The following is a 20205-nucleotide window of genomic DNA, read 5'->3' as shown; positions in this document are numbered from 1 at the left end:
CGCCTTGAAACCCCTGGTTTGCCAGGGCTGAGATTTATGAAATTCATTCAAGTAACATGTCAATTCCATTCTCAACAATCGCGCCCAATTGCGGTACAATTATTTATTAGCAATTGCTTCAGATGTGATTGTCTGGGTTGAATCTGTAGGATATTCTCCGTGTTTGTAATCTGCTGAGATAATAATGTCTTCAAAACCAACCTGCTCGAGAATCATTTTAAACTCTTCAACCCCATACCAACGAAGTGGGAACGTTTCCAGCTCTGATTGCGTTAATTGACCATTATTCCATTTTTCATATCGATTATGGGAAATAGTATATTGATTAATAAAGTCAACTTCTACTACTTTGCTTTCTAAAGTGATAATCTCATCATTCTGGGATTCCCAAGTTCTTGTCGGTGCATTACCAACCGTTAGATCAGTTTGCAAAAAGACATCTAAGATAAGTTTGCCTCCATCGGAAAGATGGTTATAAAAATTTTTCAGAGCACTAAGAGAATCTTCTCTTTTATGTAGCAACAAAAATGTTCCAGTTGGTACGATAATCGCCTCATACTCTGTGTCCAATGAAAATGAGTCCATTTTCCCTTCAAATAATTTCGGGTGTAGCCCTCTACTTTCACAGTTATTACGGCAAATTTTTAACATTTCTTCGGATACATCAAAACCATCAACTTTCAATCCTTTTTCTAGGAGTGGAATAAGAATCCGACCTGTACCAACCCCAGGTTCGAGAACATTACCCTCACAAGAAGCCAATCTTTCGCTGTAAAATTCAATATCTCCAAATGAAAGACCAATATATTTGTCTATATCATATACCTCTGAAGAAAAGCTTATTATAATAACCCAGAATATACTTTTCCCCCTTTCTCTACCTTCACTATGCCTGGCTTTAACGTTACACTAAATCACGTAATAAGGAAATTAACTCCTCCACTGGGCACAATCTTATTCCATTATCGCGCCTCGATTAATGAACAGTGGGCGCAATTCATTTTAGTTGAATTACGCCCGACAAAATTTACTTAGAGTTCATATAATACACAAGGTTGTCAGTCCATTCATTAAATTCAAATATAAATCCTTTCCTGATGCATTCAAATTCCATTCCTATGCTTTCTACTAGTTTAATGGAAGGTTCATTATCAACATTGATATGAGCTTCAATGCGATGGAATTGGAGATTTTTAAAAGCGATATTAAGCGTCTCTTTTACTGCTTCTTTCCCGTAACCATTCCGCCAAAATTGATTGTGAATGGTGTAGCCTAAAAGTCCCCACTGAAATTCGTTTCTCATAATCGTTTCAAGTTCAACCTTACCAACTTGTTTTTGATCTGACCTTCGAAAGACACCAAAGACATACGCTTCGTCTTGGTCAGCATACTCTTGAAACTTTGAAACAACGTCATCATTAAATTTTTGCTGCGTCCAGCCACTCAAGTCTATTTTATCGTCGTCGTATTTGTACTGTGAAGGAAATCTGTTACGACAACCCTCCAGCCACCGTTCATAATCCTGATTTTGTAACGGTCTTAATACCAATCTCCCTGTCTCAGATTGGAGTTTGATTTCTTCTGTTTTCAATGTGATGTCTCCTTAGCGCAGATTTCCTAATGACAAACGCTTCTGTGTAAACGTTAAAGTAGTTTAGTTTATATGCCATAAGCCATCACACCTTTCGCTCAAATCATATAAATAAATATTATACCAGTGTTCCTCACTAACTAAAAGGATAATTTTCAACAACCTGGCCTGTTTGCGGCATAGTCAAATCAAAATTGTTCAACTAAAGCTTTGGCTATAATTTGATTGATATCTCTATTTGAAGTGTAATCAAGATGATTCATCAAAATGTTATTTACATATAAAAACTAATTACTGTGCCTCTTTAATTTTTCACTTCTTTTTTTGCCATATCATATCTTTCTTCTTTGTAGTGTTCATCAATTTTGACTACGCAGTTTTTTACTAATAAAAACTTTTGGAACAAATGGTATGGCACATGTTCCTTGTAAAACACTAAGTTATTTTTCGAGATGTATATCTCTTCTCTAGTTCTTTCTATAAATTTTGTATCATCGACATTTGATAAAATAGCATCAAAAGCAAATTGTATGTCCTTAGCTTTATAATAAAAATATGTTGATTCTTTTAACAATGTATCATTTTCTTCTTTTTCCTTAACTTTTCTTGATAATCAATTTGCTGTTTTACAGATTCTAATGTTTTTCTGCCTGATAACCAAGCACCTAAAAATGCTCCAATTAATGTTGCTGCACCTGGTATCAATAACTCTATCAAGCCCAAAACTCCTCCCCATTAACTGTTTTATGGCTCCTCGCCATTCTGTTCCTGATAATCTGGAGATTTAGAATGCAATGCTTCTCCTTCATATTGCTTCAATTGCTCAAAATTTCACCAAAAGAAGCAAAACCAAGACAAGCTGGCTTTGAATTCACTCTACCATCACGACCTAAACCTAGTACTATGCAGAAAAAATGGGAACTATATGCCAAAGTCCAGTCTATTCAACGCCCTTGAACGAATTTTGAAGCGTGCAGGCTTGCCTAAACTCCCCATTCACTCCCTGCGGCATACACATGCCGTACTGTTACTTGAATCCGGGCTGATATGAAATATGTTCAGGAACGATTAGGGCACGGCAGCATGCAAATTACAGCTGATGTCTATTCCCATGTTTCGAAACAGCTCGAACAAACCACCATCGATAAATATGAAGAGTACATGAACAAGCTAAATGACTAGCTTATAATTTTTATAAATTTTTATGGGTGTTTCCTGGGTGCGGAGCTAAATCGGTCTAAACTTTACGATTCACCCATGAAAACAAAAACCCCCGACACCAGCAGTGCCAAGGGTTCCCGCTCTTAATAATTCTGCATGAACTGTTCGCGCTCCCATGGGTGAACTTGCGTTCTAAACATATCCCATTCAATTTCTTTAGACTCAAGGAAGTGCTCAACGGCGTGCTCGCCAAGTGCTTTCACGAGTATTTCATCCTTTTTCAACGCATTCAAAGCTTCTTTTAGGTTCGCTGGAAGGTCATTGATGCCTTCTTCCAAGCGCTCCTCTTCTTCCATGATGTAAATGTTGCGGTCTGTGGCTTCTGGCGGCGTCTTTTTGTTTTTGATACCGTCAAGACCTGAAGCAAGCATTACTGCCATTGCCAAATACGGGTTTGCCGCTGGATCAGGGCTACGCACTTCGATCCGCGTGGAAATTCCGCGTGAGGAAGGAATTCTTACAAGCGGTGAGCGGTTGCGCATCGACCAAGCCACATACACGGGTGCTTCATAACCAGGAACAAGACGCTTGTAGGAGTTCACGATAGGATTTGTAATCGCCGTGAACGCTTGAGCATGATCAAGAATCCCTGTCAAAAACTGCATCGCTGTTTCGCTTAGCTGTGTATCCGTGGACGCATCATAGAAGGCGTTGCCTTCCTTCGTAAAGAGTGACATATTTAAATGCATCCCTGAACCGTTTACGCCAAACAGCGGTTTCGGCATGAACGTCGCGTGAAGACCGTGCTTGCGGGCGATTGTTTTAACAACGAGCTTAAATGTTTGTATATTATCACAAGCAGTGATGGCATCAGCGAATTTAAAGTCAATTTCATGTTGACCAGGTGCAACCTCATGGTGAGAGGCTTCAATTTCAAAGCCCATGTCTTCAAGCTCAAGAACGATATCACGGCGGCAGTTCTCGCCAAGATCTGTAGGGGCCAGATCAAAGTAGCCTCCTTTGTCGTTTAAATCAAGCGTCGGTTCACCCTTTTCATCGTTCTTGAAAAGGAAGAATTCCGGTTCAGGTCCGATGTTGAAGTCGGTAAAGCCGAGGTCTTCCGCTTGCTTGAGCACACGCTTTAAAATCCCCCGCGGGTCTCCTTCAAAAGGAGATGGCTCTTCTCCTGGTTTACCAGGTTGATAAATATCGCAAATGAGACGTGCGACTTTCCCTTTTTCCGGCGTCCACGGGAAGATCACCCATGTATCCAGATCTGGGTAGAGATACATATCGGATTCTTCAATACGAACAAATCCTTCGATGGACGAACCGTCAAACATCATCTTGTTGTCAAGCGCCTTGGAAAGCTGATCGACAGGAATTTCGACGTTTTTAATCGTTCCGAGTAAGTCTGAGAACTGTAAGCGAATAAAACGCACATTGTCTTCCTGCGCAATGCGTACAATATCTTCTTTTGAAAATTTAGGCATACGGAATGGTCTCTCCTCGCTTTTTAGTATTTATGTAAGAAAGGAGTGCAAGCACTCCGGTTCTTTACTTTTGATAGAAATGAGAGAGCTGTCCTTGTATCAAGGACGCGCGTCCATATTTCTGCGGTTGCTTCAGCTCATTACGCACCAGCTTGCGGATCTCCGCCTCAGAAAGGTCCTTTTTCACGTTTAGAGAATCGCTTGGGGACGCATGCGAACGCAGCTCAAAAATTTCCTTAATGCCGGAAATGTTGACCTTCTGCTCAATGAGCGCTTTGATTTCAAGAAGTTTGTCTACATCCTGGAATGAAAACAAACGCTGATTTCCGTCGGAGCGACTCGGCGTTACGAGCGCTTGCTCTTCGTAGTAACGAATCTGTCTGGCGGACAGCTCTGTAAGCTTCATAACAATCCCGATTGGAAAAAGTGGCATGTTTCGACGAACGTGGTCATTCATCTTACCCCCTCCATTCCCTTTCAAATATCGTACTAAACGTCACTTTTGATGTCAACTGATGTCAGCTAAGCTTCCATCTAGATTTTTTCTGGAAACGTTTCAAGAATCGCCTGCACTACAGCGAGCTTAACGTGCTCGTACGTCAGACCTCCTTGAATATACGCAGCGTACGGAGGACGGAGCGGTCCATCGGCCGTGAGTTCGATGCTCGCACCCTGAACGAAGGTTCCTGCTGCCATAATAACGTCATCGGCGTATCCTGGCATCGGACTAGGCTGAGGTTTGACGTGGGCATTTACCGGCGAAGCGGTTTGAATGGCTTGGCAAAAAGCGATCATTTGCTCAGCGGTTTGAAAGTGGACCGCCTGAATTAAGTCCGTTCGTCTTGTTGTGGCTGCTGGCTCTGCCCTCATCCCAATCGCCTCAAGCAAGCCCGCCGTAAAAGTTGCTCCTTTTACTGCTTGTGAGGTAACATGGGGGGCAAGGAAGAACCCTTGGTACATGTCAAGCAATGTGTACAAACTGGCCCCACCCTCAGCCCCTATACCGGGAGCTTGCAAGCGATACGAGGCAAGCTCCACCAGATCGCTCCTTCCAACGATGTAGCCGCCCGTTTTGGCAAGCCCACCGCCCGGGTTCTTGATGAGCGAACCTGCGATCAAGTCAGCCCCTACATGACAGGGCTCTTCCGTCTCCACAAACTCCCCGTAACAGTTGTCAACAAAGACAACGACATCAGGCTTGATGGACTTAACAAATCCGATCATCCCTCTAATTTCACTGATAGAAAATGATGGACGGTCGCTGTATCCTCTGGAGCGTTGAATGCCGATCATTTTGGTTTTCTCACCAATCGCCTCGCGCACCGCCTGCTTGTCCACCATTCCTTTCTGTAACTCAATCGCTTTGTAGGTAATATGGTAGTCTTTGAGTGATCCTTTCCCCGATCCACGCAGACCGACAATTTCCTCAAGTGTATCGTACGGTTTGCCTGTGATGTATAGAAGCTCGTCGCTGGGTCTGAGCACACCGAAAAGCGACGTCGCAATGGCATGGGTTCCCGACGTAATTTGAGCTCGGACAAGAGCACTCTCTCCACCAAAGACATCCGCATAGATCTCCTCAAGCGTATCCCTTCCCACATCATCATAGCCATAGCCTGTGGACGGCGTAAAATGAAACTCAGAAATTTCATGATTTCTGAAACTATCCATGACTCTCTTTTGATTGATAAGCGCCACGTCGTCGGCGTGTTTGTGCTGCTCTGCAATTGATGTTTCCACGTTTTGTACAAGGTCGTGCATTTTTTCCGAAAAATAAAGGCTTCCCATGATGGTATCGTCTCCTGCAATGTCCAGTTTCTCCATTTTAGCATACCACGCCCTCGGCCGATTTGGAAACGAGGTCTAGACCCTTTAATATTTCCGCAGCATGTAATGCAAAGGAATAACTGACACTAAGACAATTAATAACGCTCCAGGCGCTGCTTGGTGATAAATAGCTTCTGAGGCTTCATAGTATACACGAACCGCAAGCGTGTCAAAGCCTGGCGGACGAAGCATCAGAGTGGCTGGCAACTCTTTAATTGAACTGACGAATACGAGTGCTCCGCCAGCCAGTACCCCTGGTGCGATCGATGGCAGAATCACCTTTACCATTACTTTCCATGCAGGATGGCCTAAACTTCTTGCCGCTTCATCGACTCTAGGGGAAACAAGACTCAAGGAGGCATCACCTGCCTGCATCGCCTGTGGCAAAAACCGGACGACAAACGCAATCGCTATCATGTAAAATGTATTATAGAGAACTGGGATATGGTTATTAAAAATAAAGACCAGCCCTAATGCGACAATAACACCAGGTAACGCATAGCCTGCATAACTTAGTTTGTCAATGGTGGATGTAATCATGGATGGGTGTCGCGACTTCAAATAAACAATGGGTGTTGCAAGCGCCATACATAGGAGGGCCGCTAATCCAGAAACCTTGATGCTATTCCAGGCAAAACCGAAGAAACGCTTGTCAATAACCCCTGTTCCTGCCCCTATGACGGTCCAATAGATCAACACAGCGACCGGCATCACTACTGCGAGAAAAAAAATAAACACCACATAGAGTGTAGCAACTGGTTTCCATTTCCCCAGCTTCAATACTTCTGGTTCTCGATAGGTGTTCGCCGTTTGATAGAACTTATTTTTCTTTCTCGTCCGAGACTCAATCCACAGGATGATCGCCGTTAATAGAATAAGCACGAGACTTAGCACTGTCGCTGATGGAATATCAAAGCCCGTACGCTGATAATAAATAGCAGCTGTGAAGGTTACATAACGTAGCATGGCTATGGCTCCGAAATCTGATAGCACATACAAGGAAATGAGGATAGCGCCAGCTCCAATGGCTGGCCTCAAGAAAGGGAGATTCACTTTCCAAAAAATTTGCGACGTCGTCATCCCTTGGGAGCGAGCGACCTCTTCAAAATTTCGGTTCATTTTTTTCAAGGAGGCACTCGCGATTAGAAAAACGTACGGGTACGTAAACATCGTCATAACGAAGAAAACGCCCCAGAAAGAATAGATATCTAGAGGATACTCTCCTACAATCGTTCCCAGCCATGCCGAACCGTTCCAAACGTCTCTTACCCAACCGCTAGGGCCAAAAATAATAATATAGGTGACTGCTCCTACATAAGGGGGAATGACAAGAGGGATGGCCATAAGCCAGTGCCACACTTTGCGCCCCGGTAAGTCGGTGCGCACAACAATCCAAGCTAAAGAAACCCCGATTAGCACAGCAAATAGAGTCACCGCAGCCGTTAAGGACAGAGTGTTCCACAGCAATTGCGGAATTCGTTCTCCTAAAAGGCGTGCCCAGCTATCCGCACCAGCAAACATGGACCTCCAGATCACATAGATGATCGGGATCGACATGACAAGGGCGACGATAATGCCGATAATAAGCAGAACAGGACCCGGGGGATTCCCATTCCAACTGTCAAGCCACTTCTTTCTACTCAAACGGAGAAGGGCTGGAGAAGTCCTTTCCCCAACCTTTCTTTGCGTATAGTTGTTGTTATCGGATTTGTTCTTCCTTTGTTTCGTCATTACGCCCGCTCCTGTTGCACTAAGGTTATCCTAGAGGTATTTATCTTAGCTCAAGGTCTAGCCCAGATTGTTCAATCAATGCTCTTGTGTCTTCAAAATAATCGCCTAACGCCCGGAGCGGCATGTCCTGAACATGCAAATCACTAAACCTTATTGCTTCCTCGTATGGCGGCTCTAACTCTGTATTGATCGGCACTTCTAAAGATTCCCCTACAAAGGCAAGTTGATTTTCTTCCTCAAGAACCCATTCAATAAAGGCTTGCGCGTTTTCTTTGTTCGGGGCGTCCGCCACCAATCCAAGTCCTGCCGCATTCGCAATTGCGCCCATCTCATCTTCTTCTTGATCTGTATAGACAAAACCAACATTATTGTCATTAGGCTCTTCCAACTGCTGATGATAGTAATAATTGTTCACTAATCCAAAGGCATGTTCTCCTGCCCCTACAGCTCGTCGAATATCTCCATGGCCTTCAAAAATACCGGCCGCATTCTCTTGAATAGCTTCGACCCATTCCGACGTTCTCTCGTCTCCCCATTCATGACGAAGAGCCGAAACGTTACCAATCATCCCTCCGTTCCCTCCGCGGGTGATCGCATAACCGTTCTCAACATCTGCCCACTCCGCATCCAGTAAGTCTTCCATTTTTGTTGGCATTTCATCTTCCGAAATCATGTCTTTATTATAAATGAACCCTCGTGCTCTTGCAGAGACCGCCACCCACTCATTATTCTCAGCGCGATATTGTTCATCAATGGAGTCGACATTTTCCGGATCAAAACCTTCGAGCAAGCCTTCCCCGTTTAAATATTCCAGTGCACCCAGATCATTGGAAATAAATACATCGGCCTGTACATTGCCAGCTTCCTCTTGAATTTGCAGTGGATCTGCGCCATGCAGAGGCCGAACTTCCACCCCTGTTTCCTCTGTGAACTTGTCCAATAAAGTCTGAACAAAGGCTTCATTACGTGACGAGTATACAACAAGTTCCCCCTCAAGTGCTGCTTCTGCATCTTGATTGGAGTTATTTTCCTCTCCATTATCTCCTGCCGTGTTCTCTTCATTATTCCCGCAAGCTGCAAGAAGCCCTATCATTAACGGAAAAAACACCATCATTGTTCTCTTCATCGCAAACCCTCCCCAAGTATGTAACACAACTTAAAATGATAATCATTATCAGTTGAGCTCGTCCTTACTATACTATTACCTAAAGAAGTAGTCAACTTCTTTTTTTAAAAAAAGAGGGACAAGTTCTGATCTATTGGACTCTGCCCACTTACATGCTTGCAACGCTGAGAGCGCTTCAATTTTGCAAAATAAAACAACTACCCCGATAACTCGTCGAGATAGTTGCTGACGTTCCTCATCACTCCACTAGGGCAACTAGTTCAGGTTTAATGTCAAAGGAAACCATCTTCCCTACTTCAACCTCCTGCTCAACCGACGCATACATGACCATTGGCTTCTCTGAAATTTGCTCTTGTTTATTGTGAAGGCGGACATAAAGTTCTTGGTATTCTCCTCCGTATATCACTCTTTCCACTTGCCCACAATAGGCGCCTTCATCAGATAGAAGGCACCCTTCTGGACGAATAGAGAGTTTCACTGTGTCCAAATGTTCTTGACAGGCCGTTGGGAGTGTAACTTTTCCGATATGGGTATGGATATGTTTCATGTCCCCATCCATCTTTCCTGTTAACAAGTTGGTTTTCCCAACAAATTGTGCGACAAAGCAATTCTTTGGACAGCGATACATTTCCTTTGGAGCTGCGACCTGTTGGATGACGCCTTCACTCATGACCACAACGCGGTCCGAGACAGCAAAAGCGTCCTTTTGGTCGTGTGTCACCATGATAGCGGTTGTGTTCGCTTTTCGTAAAATATTGGTGATATCAAAGCGCATCTTTTCCCGAAGGCCTGCATCCAAATTGCTGAAAGGTTCATCCAGTAGTACCACATGCGGCCGTGGAGCCAATGCTCTCGCTAAGGCTATACGTTGTTGCTGGCCACCTGACAATTCGGCGGGGTATCTGTTTGCGTAGTCCTCTAATCCTACGAGTTCTAGCACCTCTCTCGCTCTCGCTTTTTTCTCTCGTGTGGACCACTTGTTTAACCCGAACATCACATTTTTCATAATCGACAGATGAGGGAAAAGGGCATAATCCTGAAAGACCATACCAATTCCCCTTTTCTCAGGAGGAACTGAATGAGCTTCGCTAAAAACCTGAGTACCACCAATACCGATAGCCCCCATTGAAGGATGTTCAAATCCTGCGATCATCCGAAGGGTGGTTGTCTTCCCACAACCACTGGGGCCAAGGAGAGTAACGATTTCTCCTTTTTGAATCGTCAGCTGCAAGGAATCTACGGCAGGCTTTCTTGAGCCCGAAAACCTCTTTGTTATATTCATTAGTTGAATAAAGCCCATCTTGACCACCCTCCAAGATACATTGATGTATAGTCCTTAATTAGAATCATTAAAAATAGTTGAGAATGATTTTCACTATAAACGACTATAGCATGCGGCTTGATTTCCGTCAATTGTATTCCTGTATTTCGAGCGGAGTCTAGCTCTATTTAAAAAAGAGAAGCCACCCCTGGCTCCTCTTCCTTGTGTCTATGATTTTATCCTTGAAGACTGAAACGAAAAATCCTCGCTGCGCAAAAGCTCTAACGATTCTTTTGAGTAATTCCCCTGCCGCATGACGCGCACCGCTTGCAGGCGAATCGCTTCCTCTATGAGATTACGCATGTAGCGGCCATTGCTGAACGTGGCCGCCTGCTCATTGCGGACCGTTTGAATGTGATCCTTGACTTCCAAATAGCACTCGTTTGATAGCACGTACTCTCGCTCTTTTACCATGTTCACAAGCATGCCCATTAGTTCGTTGGTCGAGTAGTTAGGAAAGCTAATGGAGATGGGAAAGCGTGAAGGCAGGCCAGGATTTAGCGAAAGAAAATAATCCATTTCCTTCGAGTAACCTGCAATGATGACCACCACCTCGGTGGAATGGTCTTCCATCCCTTTTACAAGTGTGTCAATGGCTTCCTTTCCAAAATCCTTTTCCCCGCCTCGAGATAAGGAATAGGCTTCATCAATGAAAAGCACGCCTCCGTTCGCCTGCTTCAACATATCGCGCGTCTTTTGCGCCGTATGCCCGATGTATTCACCAACAAGATCAGCCCTTTCCACCTCTAGAAAATGTCCTTTGGAAAGGACATTCATTTCATGCAAAAAAGAAGCGATCAATCGGGCCACGGTCGTTTTTCCAGTGCCAGGATTGCCTTTAAAAATCATGTGGAGCACTTGTTTGGAACACTTTAAGCCCTGTTCCTTCCGTCTCTCATTCACATAAATCCAAGCATACAATTCTTTAACCAGATCCTTGATGTCTTCTAGACCTACATAGGCGGAAAGCTTTTTTTCAAAACGTGCGAGTATCTCGTGTTTTTTCTGCTCTTCTTCTGAGACGAACCAATCCGTGCTCGCTCGTTTGACCTGCGCCTTATTTAAAACGACGTTGATACGCCCACTGCTTTTTACATCAAGCGGATTCGTCATGGTGTGATCCCTCCCCTTATCCAATCGACGAGAGTGATGTAAGTATAATGTATCGTACGCAATTAACTCTAAGACGTGACAAACGCCCAGGCTTTGCGTGACGCTTTTGGTTTCTTTTGATACAATTTTCACAAATGAGGTGATGGATTTTGTTTCTGACAGAAATACTCGACGAGTATCTGACCCATCTATACCAAGTGGGAAGGCAGCCTTCAACCATTAAACGATACCGCTACGACATTCTTGATTTTTGCAATTGGTTGGCAGACGAAAAAAAGGAAGCCTCGCTCTCTGTGTTTTCCAACATGGACCAAGCAGATATAGAAGCGTTTTTCTATTATCTTATGGAAGAACGCGTGTACAAAGTACGGACAATTCGTCGTATCGCTTCTGCACTGAGACGCTTCGCCTCATTCATGCTGGAGAGAGGCATGCTTACGCGTCATCCACTTTTGATTTACAAGCCGCCTATGCTTGATGTCCTCCCTCTAGCCGAAAACGAATGGGCGACAGACAAAGAAAGCCATAAACTCCTTGCGATGGCCGCTTCTGAGCAGGGCTTGAGCGAGAATCAGCTGCGGGCGCGCCCTCATTTAACAACGCGAAACACATGGATTTTTACATTGCTGCTTTCGTATGGGCTCGCCTTAAAAGAAATAGTGGAACTAACAATGGACGGGGTGAACTTCGCTCAGCGAACCGTGGCCATTCACGGAAGTGACGGTAGGCAGCGAACCTTAGCGTTAATTGAGGAAGATCAAAGGAAAGCCTACGAGTACTGGGCGATGATTCCGGAGGCCGTACGCCCAAGGCTACATACCAAGGACCCTTTTCTTATCGCCTTTGATTTCACAAGACGAACCTACCACTGGTCTTATGAGGACGAGGCACCGAAACAATTAACCGAGATCGCGCTTCAGAAAATGATTCGAACCGAGGTCGAACGAACCGGGCTTCGCAAAGGTATTTCGGCCCAGCACTTCCGTAACCGCTTTATTCTCAAGCGTTTGCTTCAGGGCTCGAAGTCCGCAAGTGTCCAGCAGGAGGCTGGTCTCTCCAGTTCTCTATCGATGAATCGCTACTTGCTTACGCTGAATGAACTAACAAACCAACAGAGAGAGGCACTTTCAAGTACTAAGTGTTAAAATGGTGATGAAAGTTTGTCGCGAAAAATGAAAATCGTTTGACTTCAAATTTTTATAGAAGAAAGACACGGCGCCCGGGGCGCCGTGTCTTTACCTTAAACCTCGTTTTCACTTTTCAACTGTACGTTTTTTTGTGGGGCAAAGGTTGAAATAGCGTGCTTATAGACAAGCTGCTGCCTCCCGTCTGTTTCAACGACGACCGTAAAGTTGTCAAAACCCTTTATCTGACCCCGAAGCTGAAAGCCATTCGTGAGGAAAATCGTCACGGGGATAGAGTCCTTACGTAGTTGATTCAAAAAATGATCTTGAATGTTAATGGTTGATTTCATGCACCTGTTCCTCCTAATCTCTACCTTTCTCTTCCTTCTCTATATTCGTCTCGTTTCCGGTCATTTCCTGCACAAATTCGAGGATTTTCTGAAAAACTGTTTGCCTATCGGACTCTCCTACATCAAACCATGTCGTGTTCGTTCGATTCCTGAACCAGGTCAGCTGGCGTTTGGCGTAACGCCGAGAGTTCTGCTTCAACCGATCCACCGCTTCATCCAGTGAGCATTCGCCGCGGAAATGGGCGTAGAGCTCTTTATAGCCAATGGCTTGAATTGCTTGCCCGCCCACATCATTTTCAAACAAGCACCGCACCTCTTTTTCCAGTCCTGCCTCCATCATCAAGTCTACACGTCTATTAATTCGCTCATACAGACGACCTCGCTCCATCGTCAGTCCAATCATCGTTACATCATAGCGTGGCAAGGGCTGAGTCGATTCCTGTTCAGAAAAACGCTTCCCGCTCACGTGCATGACTTCAAGTGCCCGGATGACTCGGCGAACATTATTCGCATGAATGGCTTCTCCTGCCGCCGGGTCGCTTAGCGCCAGCTCCTGGTGAAGAGCTTTCTCGCCATATTCGCTTACAAACGCCTCCATCTCAGCCCGAAAAGTTTCATCCGACTCCGATTCAGCAAAATCAAATTCATGAGTCACAGCTTGGACGTATAACCCCGTCCCGCCAACCAAGATTGGAAGTTTCCCTTGCTCATGAATGCGAGCAATCGCACTCGTTGCCGCCTGTTGAAAATCGGCCACTGTAAATGGCTCCTCAGGCTCTTTTATGTCAATCATATGATGAGGGACCCCATTCATTTCCTCTGCCATGACTTTAGCAGTGCCAATGTCCATCCCTTTATAAATCTGCATGGAATCCCCACTAACGACCTCTCCGTCAAGCTCTCTTGCTAGACGGATCCCTATCTCTGTTTTTCCTACGGCCGTTGGGCCAACAAGGGCAATGAGCTGTTCGCGCTTCATTTCATCCCTCCAGGGTATTCGTCTTGATCACTCCGTAGTGAAAGGCGGCGTGCTGTCTTTTGTGCACATCGAATCCGAAGTGCTCGAACCGAGAACTCAAATAGTGATCTTTAAGAACAACGAAACGAGAGGCGACGCGGCGTGCTTCGTTGACCGCCTCTTCACAAAGAGCATCAAAAGAAGCAAACGAGCGCAGTCCCTGAATGCCACACGAATTCGTAAGCGCCGTTTCAAACATTGGATCAAAGTAGACAACGTCAAAACTATCTGTGACTGCGTCTTTCAAATAGGCAAGGTACGTTGAGTGCACGACGTGAACACCGGGCATCGCCTCAAGCAGCCGGGCATCGGCATCCGCCCAGGAGCGAAGACCTTGCCCGGTAATGAGGGCAATACGAGGATCTGCCTCACAGCCAACGACAAGCCCTTTTTCCCCGACCGCAAGCTTGGCCACCGTCGCATCTGCGCCCATGCCAAGCGTACAGTCCAGAAAACGGTCGTCTGCTTTTAGCTCTGAAGCATCAATAAGCGGATCACGTCCGCTATGTCGCCACTGCTTATACCGCAGGTTCGCCGAATTCGGATGGTAGAAAAAAGGGGGAGCTCCCTCTTTCGGATAGAGGGACAGCCTTCCCTTGCCAACGATGAATACGTCTGAAGCAGCGGTCTGCTTTAATTCTGCAATCGATTGGTTGCCTCTTGGGCAAAATGTGGCTTGGAGCTGTTCGGCGACCTTTTTCGCTTCACTCTCCAGCCTGTGCGCCTGTTTTCTGGCGGTGGTTACGATCAACGAAGCTCCTCCTTTTTACATGACGCGCTTAAACATTTTCTCCAGCTCATATGTTGAAAAATGGATAATGACGGGTCTTCCGTGAGGGCAGGTGAACGGCTCCTCGCAATGCCTAAGCGTTTCGAGCAATGAAAAAACTTCATCATGACGCAAGTGACGATTGGCTTTGATGGCGGCCTTGCAGCTCATTAGAATGGCCGCTGCCTCACGTAGCTGCGCAAGGGAAATAGTCTTCGTTGTGATGAGCTGTCCCACCATCTCGCGAATCGTTTCTTCCTCTTCCCCTTTGGGAAACCAGACCGGATGAGAGCGAACCATGTAAGTATGTTTTCCGAACGGTTCCAAGAAGACCCCCACCGCTTCGAGTTTTGCTTGATGTTCTATGATGATCGCTGATTCCCTTGCGGTCAGCTCAATCGTCAATGGAACCAGCATCATCTGTGTCTGCGGTTCTACCTCCGTCACCTTCTCACGATAAAACTCATACTTTATCCGTTCCTGTGCTGCATGCTGATCGACCAAATACATGCCGTTTTCGTTTTGTGCAATAATGTAAGTGCCATGCATTTGGCCAACCGGATAAAGCGTAGGAACCATTGCCGAACGAACCGTGGTAGTCTCTTTCTTCTCGTCTTCTTTGTCAACCGTCGCTATGGGTTCTAGGTGGACAAGTTCCTCTTCAGACACCGACTCAACGCCTACGTCCTGGTTCTCTGCTTGTTCCTGTGGCTCCTCTGGCGCAGGAACCTCTTTTTTTGGAGGCGATTCGGTCGCAGAAGACTGCAGAGGTGGCTGGCTCTCCCTTGTTAGATCATGTGTCATTGGAGAGGGACGCTCGTTTTTTTGAACGGCTGGCTTTTCCTCAAACGAAAGGCTCATCTGCTCGGACTGCGTTGTCTTTGGCTTAGGAGCCGCTGCTTCAGGAATAAGGGTCATCTTGGCAAATGTCTCTTTGATCGCTGATATGACAAGCTCACTAAGCGCATCCTCCTTACTAAGGCGCACCTCTAGCTTGGCTGGATGAACGTTCACGTCGATCAAGGCCGGGTCCATCTCAATCAACAGGACAGCAATGGGAAAGCGCCCGATCGGCAACAGCGTGTGGAAGCCTTTTTGAATCGCATTGGCAAGCATATAGTTGCGAATGTAGCGTCCGTTAATAAAAATGGACATATACTGACGATTCGCCCGCGTTACCTCCGGCTTCGCTACGTAACCCGTTACGGAATAATCAAGGGATTCCCCTTCCACCTTTTGCATCGCGCTTGCCACCTGACGCCCGTAAATCTCGGCAATTACCTGTCGTAGGTCTCCGTTCCCAGAGGTTTTTAGCACCGTCTTGCCGTCATGGACGTAATGAAAGGCGACGTCCGGGTGCGCGAGTGCTTGCCGGTTCATGACGTCACTGACATGCCCTGATTCGGTCAGTACGGTTTTTAAATACTTTAGGCGCGCCGGCGTATTGTAAAAAAGATCCGTCACTGTAATGGATGTACCTCTTCGCGCCTCGGCAGGCGTTCGCTCCAGTAGTTCGCCTCCCTGCAAGAGGAGCTTGACCCCAGCTCCTTCCCCCGTACTTGTTTGAAACTCCACGCGGGAGACAGAGGCGATACTTGGAAGGGCTTCCCCGCGAAAGCCGAGTGTTTTTATTTTAAACAGGTCACGGTCGAGACGAATTTTCGATGTCGCGTGCCGCAAAAAAGCCGTCTCCACATCTTCAGTTTCAATGCCTGAGCCATTATCCACAACCCGGATCGAGCGTAGCCCGCCTTCCTCCATTTCTACGAGAATCGTACTGCTGCCAGCGTCTAAGGCATTTTCAACAAGCTCTTTCACAATCGAAGCGGGTCGCTCCACAACTTCCCCCGCTGCAATCTTGTTGGACAGCGCATCATCCAGCTTGTGAATTTTCGCCATAAGTGAACACTCCTTTAACGCTTCTTTCGAAGGTCTTTCTGCCAAGCAGAAAGCAGTTCAAGTGCCTGAAATGGAGAAGTGTGCATGACATCGACATCCTCCAGCTTTTGCAGTACCCGCTCTCCGCTTTTGCTTCGCTTGGGTTCTTTTTTTTCGGGTTCGTCCAGCTGAAATAGCGTTAGCTGCGTATCTGGCTCCGTCTTTTTCTCTCTCACACTAGGTACCGACTCTTCCTGCGATGCCGCAAGCTCGTTGTTTGTCGACTCCAGCGTTCCGAGCAATTCTTCAGCACGAGCAGTTACTTCATGAGGAAGACCGGCAAGTTCGGCTACATAGACGCCATAGCTTCGGTCAGCGGCCCCGTCAATGACTTTATGCAAGAAAACCACTCTACCCTCTTCTTCAGCGGCGGAGACATGAACATTGTGAAGTCCAGCTAACAAATCGGCCAGTGCAGTCAGTTCATGATAGTGCGTTGAAAACAGGGTTTTTGCCCCGATGGAGGCATCAATGTATTCGATGATGGCCTGTGCGAGGGCCATTCCGTCATACGTGGACGTTCCCCGTCCGATTTCATCCAAAATGATCAAACTATGCGGCGTAGCTTTCGTGAGAGCGTATTTCGTCTCAAGCATTTCAACCATGAACGTACTTTGCCCACTCGCTAAATCATCGGCCGCGCCGATGCGCGTGAAAATCTGATCAAAAATCGGCAGCGTCGCCTCATCCGCCGGAACGAAACAGCCGATTTGTGCCATGACGACCGTTAACGCCAGCTGGCGCATGTAGGTACTTTTCCCACCCATATTTGGCCCCGTAATCAAGAGCATATCTCGCTCTTCAGCCATGTTTAAATCATTGTTAACATAACTTCCGCGTTTGATGACCGTTTCCACCACTGGGTGCCGACCGCCTTGGATCACAACTTGACGTGCATCTGTAATCTCAGGTTTTACATAGTGCTGTCGCTCACTGACTGCGGCGAAGCCTGCCAGAACGTCCATTTCACTAAGGGATGCCGCAAGTGCCTGCAACTGCTCGACATACGTTTCCACTTCTTTGCGGACATCGACAAAGAGCGCGTATTCAAGATCCACCATTTTTTCATCCGCTTCAAGGATTAATGACTCTTTTTCCTTTAATTCAGGAGTGATGAAACGCTCAGCATTGGTGAGCGTTTGCTTCCGCTGATAGCGCCCTTCTTCCAGCAGATGCGTGTTCGCCCTCGTCACTTCAATATAGTAGCCAAACACACGGTTGTAGCCAACTTTTAACGTGCGGATGCCTGTCTCTTCTCGTTCTTTTTGTTCGAGTTCAGCAATCCACTGTTTTCCATTCCGGCTGGCATCTCGGTACGTATCCAGTTCTTCGCTGAAGCCGGGGCGAATCATCCCACCTTCCGTCACGGAAATCGGTGGGTCCTCCACGAGGCTCGCCTCAAGCAAATCAATAAGCTCTTGGAAGAGATGCTCCTGATCGAGCCAGCGCTCGGCCAGAGAAGGATCAACCTCTTCCAGCGACTGCTTAATTTCCGGTAAACATTCAAGCGATCGCTTCAGCTGTACAAGTTCGCGTGCATTGACGCTCCCGTAAGCGATTCTAGCCGCGAGTCGCTCAATGTCATAGACGTTTTTAAGAGAATCACGAAGCGCCTCTCGTTCGAAATAAGCATGTAGAAAGGAAGAAAGCACATGTTGTCGCACTTCAATTTGCTCTCTATCGACGAGTGGACGTTCGAGCCACTGCCTAAGCAGACGTCCACCCATTGCTGTGACTGATTCATCAATCACAGAAAGTAGCGAACCTTGCTTTTTCTTCTCTCGCAACGTCTCTGTTAACTCCAAATTGCGACGGGTGTGCGGATCCATTTTAAGGAAAGAATCCGCCGAATAATAGTGCACTGGCTGCAAATGGTGAAGCGACTGCTTCTGTGTTTTAAGCAAGTAGTTAAGGAGCAGCCCGTACGTTTCTTGCAGCACTTCCTGTGCCAATCCTTCCACAAGGGAAACATAACGCTCCCCAAGTTTGGCCCTCTCCTGATAGGAGACCACAAACAGCGTGTCTGCCTCGAGTTTCTCAAGCTGTTCAGGCGTCATGGTATCCGAGACAATCACTTCTTTGGCCCTCGTTGTTAAAAGCTCTTGATACGCATCGGCAAAGTCACCATCGATAAGTGTGACCGCCCCCTCCCCGGTTGATAAATCGCACCGGGCAATGCCATATGTACCTGCGCCACCGTCAAGCAGGGCCGCAATGTAGTTGTTTTCCTTTTCTGCAAGCAGCTTCCCGTTCATCAGTGTGCCTGGTGTTAAAAGCTTCGTCACCTCTCGCCTCACTACGCCCTTCGCTTCTCGCGGGTCCTCCACCTGCTCACAAATTGCGATTTTATAGCCTTTTTCGATCAGCCGTGTTATATAGGCCTCAGCGGAATGATGCGGGACCCCGCACATCGGAATTCGATCCTCGCCCTGTCCTCTGCCTGTCAACGTGATCTCTAGCTCCTGTGCGGCTTTCAATGCATCGTCGTTGAACATCTCGTAAAAATCACCAAGGCGAAAAAACAAAAACGCATCCTCATACTGCGCCTTAATCTCCAGATATTGCTTCATCATCGGCGTTTGCTGTGTCATACGATCCCCCGTAACTCCTCCAAAATCTCATCTTGTTATTATAGCATAGAAAGGCGGAAGTGGCTTGCTCAGAGGCGACAAGTTCTGGAGCGATCTCAAAAGAAATCCCGTAGTTGGATTTCGTTGAAATCGTGAAGAAACCTCGAGCCACTAGTCACCGGAGCTAGATCACGGGAAGGCGAAGGCGGGTCGTCCAGAAGCGCGAACTTTGGAAGTGAACAAAACAAACACCGACCAACGCCACGCGTCAACCGGTGCTTTTCTTTAATTCTCCATTTCCTCATGCATGAAGTGAGGATCAATTTGTTCGTACTCTTCATCGTCAACTTCTTCGTCTAATTCATCAACCGGATACTCATCGATGAGTCCGTCTGGGTTGACGGCTACAGCTAATTTGGTTTCTCCAATACATTCAACAATAAACTCCCGCTCTACTTGCACATCCACATGCCGACCGTTTTCGGCAATGGTTGCTTCAAGCGTGTTTGGCTGTTGAACCGCTCTGGCAAGAACATCGAGGTCCTTGGAAATGACATGCTCATCTCTCATCGTAAGGGGAACAATGTCCGTATAGGAAACGGTTTGCGTCGCAACGTCCGTCTTGGTGTTATTAACAAACGAGAACCAAACGTTAATGTCATACGTCCCGCTGACCTCCACCGTATCGCCACGCTTTTTAGACTCATAGGTATGATTGATAATCCAGCATCCAAGTATACTCGACGGTGGCTCCGACGGTCGGATGTGATGGGTCGCTTCTGAAAACTTGCGCCCTTTGCCGCAGACAGCTTTCGTAATGATTTCACGGTAATTCGTTTGATTTGCTTCAGCCATCTTGTTAACCTCCATTTTCACGAATTGACTATTTCCCTGGGCATAGCCAAACGCCTAGTTGTTCTTCGTGCATCGTATGCGTCTTCGTCTCCAAGTGTGCACCACACATTTCTTTAAAACCATAGACATTTCTCTATCAGCGTATGAAGGACGTTTTGCTTTTAGACCGCTGGACTTTCAAAAAATCGGACTTCCTTCTGAATGCTTACAAACAACGG

The 20205-nt window shown here is 46.4% G+C and carries 18 protein-coding genes and 1 pseudogene; 2 read left to right on the top strand and 17 right to left on the bottom strand.

Annotated features, from left to right (window positions below):
* Positions 1-99 precede the first annotated feature (99 nt).
* From AVZ68_RS14375 to AVZ68_RS20320, 4 genes are all read right to left on the bottom strand, one after another.
* Positions 100-762: a class I SAM-dependent DNA methyltransferase gene (locus tag AVZ68_RS14375; RefSeq protein ID WP_245628149.1), complete on the bottom strand. Its 663-nt coding sequence runs from the start codon at positions 760-762 to the stop codon at positions 100-102.
* Between the two features lie 265 nt (positions 763-1027).
* Positions 1028-1591 carry a GNAT family N-acetyltransferase gene (locus AVZ68_RS14370; RefSeq protein WP_059105256.1) on the bottom strand — a complete coding sequence of 188 codons (564 nt, stop codon included), beginning with the start codon at positions 1589-1591 and terminating at the stop codon, positions 1028-1030.
* Between the two features lie 304 nt (positions 1592-1895).
* Positions 1896-2165 carry a hypothetical protein gene (locus AVZ68_RS14365; RefSeq protein ID WP_059105255.1) on the bottom strand — a complete coding sequence of 90 codons (270 nt, stop codon included), beginning with the start codon at positions 2163-2165 and terminating at the stop codon, positions 1896-1898.
* Positions 2159-2308, bottom strand: a complete 150-nt coding sequence (locus tag AVZ68_RS20320) for a hypothetical protein (RefSeq protein ID WP_157404671.1) — start codon at positions 2306-2308, stop codon at positions 2159-2161. The genes AVZ68_RS14365 and AVZ68_RS20320 overlap by 7 nt, the downstream gene beginning before the upstream one ends.
* A gap of 109 nt (positions 2309-2417) precedes the next feature.
* Between AVZ68_RS20320 and AVZ68_RS19925 the strand changes: the two are divergent.
* A pseudogene (locus AVZ68_RS19925) lies at positions 2418-2773 on the top strand (tyrosine-type recombinase/integrase); the annotation flags it as partial.
* Between the two features lie 122 nt (positions 2774-2895).
* Here AVZ68_RS19925 and glnA read toward each other — a convergent pair.
* The 7 genes from glnA to spoVK form a co-directional block, all read right to left on the bottom strand.
* Entirely contained in the window at positions 2896-4245 is a 1350-nt protein-coding gene (gene glnA, locus AVZ68_RS14360) for a type I glutamate--ammonia ligase (RefSeq protein ID WP_059105254.1), read from the bottom strand.
* A gap of 64 nt (positions 4246-4309) precedes the next feature.
* Positions 4310-4702 carry a MerR family transcriptional regulator gene (locus AVZ68_RS14355; protein ID WP_059105253.1) on the bottom strand — a complete coding sequence of 131 codons (393 nt, stop codon included), beginning with the start codon at positions 4700-4702 and terminating at the stop codon, positions 4310-4312.
* A 77-nt stretch (positions 4703-4779) separates the two neighbouring features.
* Complete coding sequence (locus tag AVZ68_RS14350) at positions 4780-6036, bottom strand: methionine gamma-lyase family protein (protein ID WP_437182700.1); 1257 nt, start codon at positions 6034-6036, stop codon at positions 4780-4782.
* Positions 6037-6117: 81 nt separating this feature from the next.
* Entirely contained in the window at positions 6118-7803 is a 1686-nt protein-coding gene (locus tag AVZ68_RS14345; protein ID WP_059105251.1) for an ABC transporter permease, read from the bottom strand.
* A gap of 40 nt (positions 7804-7843) precedes the next feature.
* The gene (locus tag AVZ68_RS14340; RefSeq protein WP_059105250.1) at positions 7844-8929 is read right to left on the bottom strand and encodes an extracellular solute-binding protein; all 1086 of its coding nucleotides are present in this window, start codon (positions 8927-8929) and stop codon (positions 7844-7846) included.
* A 238-nt stretch (positions 8930-9167) separates the two neighbouring features.
* A complete protein-coding gene (locus tag AVZ68_RS14335) occupies positions 9168-10229 on the bottom strand; it encodes an ABC transporter ATP-binding protein (RefSeq protein WP_059105249.1) in 1062 nt (353 codons plus the stop codon).
* A gap of 189 nt (positions 10230-10418) precedes the next feature.
* Positions 10419-11363, bottom strand: a complete 945-nt coding sequence (gene spoVK, locus AVZ68_RS14330) for a stage V sporulation protein K (protein ID WP_059105248.1) — start codon at positions 11361-11363, stop codon at positions 10419-10421.
* A 149-nt stretch (positions 11364-11512) separates the two neighbouring features.
* On the opposite strand from spoVK, the gene AVZ68_RS14325 reads away from it, so the two are divergent.
* A complete protein-coding gene (locus AVZ68_RS14325) occupies positions 11513-12508 on the top strand; it encodes a tyrosine-type recombinase/integrase (RefSeq protein ID WP_059105247.1) in 996 nt (331 codons plus the stop codon).
* Between the two features lie 95 nt (positions 12509-12603).
* On the opposite strand, the gene hfq is transcribed toward AVZ68_RS14325, so the two are convergent.
* The 6 genes from hfq to AVZ68_RS14295 all read right to left on the bottom strand — a co-directional run bounded on the left by hfq (position 12604) and on the right by AVZ68_RS14295 (position 19987).
* Complete coding sequence (gene hfq, locus AVZ68_RS14320) at positions 12604-12837, bottom strand: RNA chaperone Hfq (RefSeq protein ID WP_059105246.1); 234 nt, start codon at positions 12835-12837, stop codon at positions 12604-12606.
* Between the two features lie 13 nt (positions 12838-12850).
* Positions 12851-13816 carry a tRNA (adenosine(37)-N6)-dimethylallyltransferase MiaA gene (miaA, locus tag AVZ68_RS14315; RefSeq protein ID WP_059105245.1) on the bottom strand — a complete coding sequence of 322 codons (966 nt, stop codon included), beginning with the start codon at positions 13814-13816 and terminating at the stop codon, positions 12851-12853.
* Between the two features lies 1 nt (position 13817).
* A complete protein-coding gene (locus AVZ68_RS14310; RefSeq protein ID WP_059105244.1) occupies positions 13818-14606 on the bottom strand; it encodes a class I SAM-dependent methyltransferase in 789 nt (262 codons plus the stop codon).
* Positions 14607-14621: 15 nt separating this feature from the next.
* Positions 14622-16523 (bottom strand): DNA mismatch repair endonuclease MutL, encoded by a 1902-nt coding sequence (gene mutL / locus AVZ68_RS14305; RefSeq protein ID WP_059105243.1) that lies wholly within the window; start codon positions 16521-16523, stop codon positions 14622-14624.
* A gap of 14 nt (positions 16524-16537) precedes the next feature.
* The gene (gene mutS / locus AVZ68_RS14300; protein ID WP_059105242.1) at positions 16538-19153 is read right to left on the bottom strand and encodes a DNA mismatch repair protein MutS; all 2616 of its coding nucleotides are present in this window, start codon (positions 19151-19153) and stop codon (positions 16538-16540) included.
* 264 nt (positions 19154-19417) lie between these two features.
* On the bottom strand, positions 19418-19987 hold the full coding sequence (locus AVZ68_RS14295; protein WP_059105241.1) for an outer spore coat protein CotE: 570 nt from the start codon (positions 19985-19987) through the stop codon (positions 19418-19420).
* Positions 19988-20205 lie beyond the last annotated feature (218 nt).

Source organism: Shouchella shacheensis, assembly GCF_001484965.1.
GTDB classification, from domain to species: Bacteria; Bacillota; Bacilli; order Bacillales; family Bacillaceae_D; genus Shouchella; species Shouchella shacheensis.
Note: the sequence above shows the minus strand (reverse complement) of the source record. Positions and strands in the feature narration are given on the sequence as shown.